Origin of the sequence: Actinoplanes sp. NPDC051633 (assembly GCF_040681735.1) — a bacterium.
Taxonomy (GTDB): domain Bacteria; phylum Actinomycetota; class Actinomycetes; order Mycobacteriales; family Micromonosporaceae; genus Actinoplanes.
On sequence record NZ_JBFAZH010000568.1, the window covers coordinates 1 to 5011 of the forward strand.

The 5011-nt window shown below is 72.2% G+C and carries 3 protein-coding genes and 1 pseudogene; 3 read left to right on the plus strand and 1 reads right to left on the minus strand.

The annotated features are described in order from the left end of the window. A pseudogene (locus AB0M20_RS26760) lies at positions 1-188 on the plus strand (RNA polymerase subunit sigma-24); the annotation flags it as partial. Positions 189-202: 14 nt separating this feature from the next. Then, positions 203-1534: an NAD(P)/FAD-dependent oxidoreductase gene (locus AB0M20_RS26765; RefSeq protein WP_364302740.1), complete on the plus strand. Its 1332-nt coding sequence runs from the start codon at positions 203-205 to the stop codon at positions 1532-1534. A 21-nt stretch (positions 1535-1555) separates the two neighbouring features. Here AB0M20_RS26765 and AB0M20_RS26770 read toward each other — a convergent pair whose 3' ends face one another. After that, the gene (locus tag AB0M20_RS26770; RefSeq protein ID WP_364302742.1) at positions 1556-2743 is read right to left on the minus strand and encodes a PP2C family protein-serine/threonine phosphatase; all 1188 of its coding nucleotides are present in this window, start codon (positions 2741-2743) and stop codon (positions 1556-1558) included. A 72-nt stretch (positions 2744-2815) separates the two neighbouring features. Here AB0M20_RS26770 and AB0M20_RS26775 point away from each other — a divergent pair. Beyond that, positions 2816-5011 (plus strand): EAL domain-containing protein (locus AB0M20_RS26775; protein WP_364302745.1); only part of this gene is annotated, 2196 nt, incomplete at its 3' end.

Consider the following 5011-nt stretch of genomic DNA (forward strand, 5'->3'; position numbering starts at 1 on the left):
ACGAACTGGTCACGGTCCGTGCGCTGCGGGCCTACCCCCAACTCCCCGGGGTACGCGCGGAGCTGCTCGAACGCCTCGGCCGCCGCGCCGAGGCCCGGGCCGAGTTCGAGCGCGCCGCCGGCCTGAGCCGCAACGCCGCCGAACAGCGATTGTTCCTCCGCCGCGCGCGCGCCGACCCGGCCGGTTGAGGCATGCTGTGCCCATGCATCGTGTCGTCATCGTCGGCGCCGGCTTCGGCGGACTGTTCGCTGCTCGTGCCCTGCGCCGCGCCGACGTCGAGATCACACTGATCAACGGCACCGCATACCACCTGTTCCAGCCGCTGCTCTACCAGGTCGCCACCGGCATCCTCTCCGAGGGTGAGATCGCGCCGCCGATCCGCGAGATCCTGCGCAAGCAGGACAACGTGGACGTGCGCCTGGGCTGGGTCACCGGCGTCGACGCGGCCGCGAAGAAGGTCAGCGTCGAGGCGCCGGGCCTGGAGTACGAGGTCGAGTACGACACGCTGATCGTCGCGGCCGGCGCCTCGCAGTCGTATTTCGGCAACGACCAGTTCGCCGACCACGCGCCCGGCATGAAGAGCATCGACGACGCCCTCGAGCTGCGCGCCCGCATCTTCGGCGCGTTCGAGCTGGCCGACCTGCAGACCGATCCCGAGGCGGTGGAGCGCTGGCTGACCTTCGTGGTGGTCGGCGCCGGGCCGACCGGCGTGGAGATGGCCGGGCAGATCGCCGAGCTGGCCCACCGCACCCTGCCCGGGCAGTACAAGCGGATCGACCCGCGCAAAGCCCGGGTGATCCTGGTCGACGCGATCGACGCCGTCCTCACCAGCTTCGGCGACCAGCTCGCCACCCGCGCGCTGCGCCAGCTGCACCTGCTCGGCGTCGAGGTGGAGCTGAAGACCAAGGTGGTCGGGGTGGACGCCACCGGCATCGACGTGGAGACACCCCGCGGGCACGAGCGGATCGGCTCGATGACCAAGATGTGGGCGGCCGGGGTCGCCGCGCCGCCGCTGGCCAAGGCGCTCGCCGAGGCGACCGGGGCGCCCACCGACCGGGCCGGTCGCATCGAGGTGCGGCCCGACCTCACCGTGCCCGGGCACCCGGAGATCTTCGCGGTCGGCGACATGATGTCGCTGGACGGGCTGCCCGGCGTCGCGCAGGTCGCCATCCAGGGCGGCCGGTACGCCGCCGACCAGATCAAACGGCGCCTGGCCGGCAAGGAGCCCCGCGGGCCGTTCAAGTACCTCGACAAGGGCAGCATGGCCACGATCAGCCGGTTCTCGGCCGTGGCCAGCGTCGGCCGATTCCGCTTCTCCGGCTTCATCGGCTGGCTGATGTGGCTGGCCGTGCACCTGCTCTACCTGGTCGGCTTCAAGAACAGGGTTACCGCGGTGCTGCACTGGGCGGTCAGCTTCCTCGGCCGGGGCCGCTCCGAGCGGGTGTCGACGTTCCAGCAGGCGTTCGCGCGGGCCGCGGTCCGCGAGTACGGCGATCCCTTCGAGCGCCTTCCGCAGCCCCACCGCCACCCTTGACCGGACTGAAGGCCGACCTTCTCAGCCTCTCCTCGGCCGCCACTGGATTAACGCCGCGCTCGCGTCGTCGCGCAGGTCGTCGTTCTCGTAGGAGACGATGGTGCGGATCAGCCGGCGCATGATCTCGGCGGCCGGGGTGTTCCCGGCCATCGCGCCGGCCATGAACTGGGTGAGCCGGTCCAGCCCGAAGTCGTTGCCGTCGGCGTCCCGGGCCTCGGTGACGCCGTCGGTGTAGAGCACGAGCGCGTCGCCCGGCTCGAGCTGCACCTCGTTCACGCCGGGCGGCCGCGACCGCATGTGCCCGAGCCCGAGCGGCAGCGCCGTCGGCACCGGCGGAGACGGCATCGGCCGGCCGTCGCGCAGCAGCAGCTCGGCCGGATGCCCGGCGGAGATCCGCTGGTAGACGCCGGTGGCGGTGTCCAGCTCGGTGAGCAGAGCGGTGACGAACGACCCCGGATACTGCGCCCGGATCCACTTGTCGATCGACCGGTAGGTGTCGGTCAGCGACAGCCCGGACCGCCGCGCGTTGCGGTAGGTGTTCAGCGTCAGTGTGGCCAGTGCGCTCGCGTCGATGCCGTGCCCGACCGTGTCGAAGAGCGCCACGTGCAGGAGGTCTCCGTTGGCGGCGTAGTCGAAGGCGTCGCCGCCGACGTCGTAGCACGGCTCGAGCACCGCCGTCACCACAGTGTCGTTGGCGGCGAAGGTCAGCGGCGGCAGCTGGTTCCAGATGATCTCGGCGGCCAGTTGCATGGGCAGCCGCCGCTTGGTGTGCTCGACCGCGTCGCCGTAGAAGCGGCGGCTGGCGATCAGCTCGGCCACCAGGGCGGCGATCGTCCGCAGGTCGTCGCGTAACGCCCGGTCAGGGGCCTCCTTGGCGCTGACCTTGAGCACGCCCAGCCGCTCGGCGCCGTGCAGCAGCGGCAGCCACAGCGCCGGCCCGTCCGGATCGTCCTCGTCGTGCCGGGGCTGTGCATGACGGAACGCCTGCCCGGCCGTCGTGCGGTCGACGTCGTGCTCGCCGCCGTCCGGCGGCGTCCCCCGCAGCGGCCACAGCGCGATCTGCTCGTAGTCGACCAGCAGGACCGCCAGCTCGTCGACCCCGAGCAGCGGCGCCGCCTCGAGGAGCGCATGCGGCAGGTCCTCGGCCCGGCCACGATGGCGCAGGTCGAGCAACCGCCGCACTGCTCCCATCGGATCCGCCACACCCATATCCTTCTCCCCACAGGCCACACCGCAACCACGTCTTCTTCAGTGCGGCTCCGATCGGCCGATGCTGAGGATATGGCCAGTGATCTGCGCGGTGCGCTGCGTCCTGTCGCAGCGACCGGTGCCCTGGTCGCCGGCGGCACGGTGTGGTATGTCGCGTACCTGCTGGGCGCCGCGGGTCCCGCCTGGCCGTGCTTCTGGCTGCTGCCCCTGGGCGGCACGATACTGGTCGCCTCGATCGCCCACCTGCTGCGTGCGGTCACCCTGCCGCCCGCGGCGCGGCGCTTCTGGCGCACGATCCAGGTCTCGTTCGGCTTGATCGGCCTCGGCTATGCCACCTTCGCCTGGGACGTGACCAGGCACTCCGTCGGTGACCGGGCGCCGAACATCGGCCCGGTGCCCTCGGCGCTGGCCGCGGCCGGCTTCATCATGACGACCTGGGCCGTGATGGCCGTCCCGATGGACACGGCCGGGCGGTCGAGGTGGCGGCTGCTGCTCGACCGGTCGATCGCCTTCACCGGCTGCGCGGTGCTGCTCTGGCACTTCGGGCTGGCCCCGATGCTGACCTCCGACGACCCCTGGAGCCCGTCCGGCATCAGCCTCGTCGGCCTCTCGTTCGTGCTGGCGGCCACCGGAGTGGCGAAGGTCTCCTACGTGACCGGCGGTCCGGTCGACCGGACCGCGCTGCGGCTGATCGCCTCCGTCGGATTCACCGCGGTTGCGGTTTCCGTGCTGGCCGTGCGCATGGCCTCGACCGGTGACATCCCGGCGCAGGCGGTCGTGATGCCGATGGGGCCGCTGCTGGCGGCGTTCGCCGTCCGCGCGCAGTGGCGGGCCGCGGTGACCCGACCGGCCGAGTCGTCCCGCCAGTCCGGTGCGCTGCTGCCGTACCTGGCCGTCACCGCGGTGGTGGTCGCCATCGTCGCCGTGGCGATCACCTCGCTGGCCTGGACCGAGTTGATCGTGATGCTGCTGTGCGTGGTGGTCGGCCTGCTGGTCACCACCCGGCTCTACGTCGGCTTCCGGGACAATGCCCAGCTGTTGCACGAGAAGCACGAGTCCGAGCAGCGGCTGCAGCACGAGGTCACCCACGACGGGCTGACCGGGCTGGCCAACCGCGCCCTGTTCCGGGAGTCCCTGACCGCCGAGCTCGGCCGCCGCGACGTGACCGTGATGATCGTGGACCTGGACGACTTCAAGACCGACAACGACTCCCTCGGCCACGAGGTCGGCGACCGGCTGCTGGTCTCGGTCGCCGAGGTGCTGACCGCCGCCGCCGGCCGGGACGGCGTCGCCGCCCGGCTCAGCGGCGACGAGTTCGCGGTGCTGGTGTTCGGCGACGCGGACACCGCCGAGGGCGTCGCCCGGCGCATGTTCGACGGGTTCAGCCGGCCACTGGGTGTCGACCGGCTGCTGATCGCGGCCAGCGTCGGGTTCGCGCCGGCCGCGCGCGGCACCGGGCTGGACACCGCGCTGCGGCACGCCGACGCCGCGATGTACGCCGCCAAGCAGCGCGGCAAGGCCGGTTACGTCCGGTACGCGCCCGGCATGGAGAAGCCCGTGCTGGCCCACGTCCAGCTCGGCGGCGAGCTCCGCCGAGGGCTCGACGAGGGCGAGTTCCGGCTGCACTACCAGCCGATCATGCGGTTCACCGACCGCAAGGTGATCGGCGTCGAGGCCCTGGTCCGCTGGCAGCACCCGGAGCGCGGGCTGGTGCCGCCGATCGAGTTCATCCCGGCCGCCGAGCGCACCGGGCTGATCGTGCCGCTGGGGCGCTGGGTGCTGCGCGAGGCGTGCCGGGAGGCGGCCGGCTGGCTCGCCGCGTACGGTCCCGACGCGCTGCAGAAGGTCGGCCCGAACGTGTCCGCCCGGCAGTTGCACGATCCCGATTTCGCCTCCGACGTGCGGGCCGCGCTGGAGGACAGCGGGCTGCCCGCGGACCGGCTGGTGATCGAGGTGACCGAGTCGGAGGTGCTGCGCGGCCGACAGGTGCTGCGTACCCTGCGCGAACTCGACGCCATGGGCGTCAAGCTGGCGCTCGACGACTTCGGCACGGGCGAGTCCTCGCTCAGCCTGCTGCGCCTCTTCCCGGCCGCGATCGTGAAGCTGGACAAGTCCTTCGTCGACGGCATCGAGATCGACGACGGCGACCCGGCGGCCGCCGACGCCCGGCAGGCGGTGGCCCGGGCGGTCAGTCAGCTGGCCGGCGCGCTGCGGCTGGACACCGTCGCCGAGGGCGTGGAGAACGAGCAGCAGGTCGCCAAGCTGTGC

What these genes read in the sequence shown, in the direction of transcription:
- AB0M20_RS26765 (WP_364302740.1), top strand. Translation starts at nt 203, where the DNA reads ATGCATCGTGTCGTCATCGTCGGCGCCGGCTTCGGCGGACTGTTCGCT.
- AB0M20_RS26770 (WP_364302742.1), bottom strand. Translation starts at nt 2,743, where the DNA reads ATGGGTGTGGCGGATCCGATGGGAGCAGTGCGGCGGTTGCTCGACCTG.